This window comes from Phormidium sp. CCY1219, from assembly GCF_055795085.1.
On sequence record NZ_JAYFEQ010000018.1, the window covers coordinates 1 to 257 of the forward strand.

A 257-nucleotide genomic window follows, 5' to 3' on the forward strand; every position below is an offset into this window, starting at 1 on the left:
ATGGCGCGAGCATTAATCCAAATCTCCGAATGGTTTGACTCGCAGCGCCAATCTATCCAAAAGCTCATCCTCAAGTCAGTGCAGTCTTGGAGCATCAGCGCCCTCAAAGAACTGACCAAAATCGACGACCACCACCTGCTCGTCAAACTGCTCAAAGCCGGCAAACAGACCGTCGCCAGCATCCGCAAAGCCCGCAAATTCATCACCTTGGGGGACTCAGCAACCCAAGCCGATTGGCAGTTAGTGGCCAAGACCTA

1 protein-coding gene is annotated in these 257 nt (G+C 53.3%); it reads left to right on the forward strand.

Annotation, left to right across the window (positions count from 1 at the left end; genetic code table 11):
- A partial coding sequence (locus AC0QH1_RS00270) for a hypothetical protein (RefSeq protein WP_324628746.1) occupies window positions 1–257 on the forward strand: 257 nt, incomplete at both ends.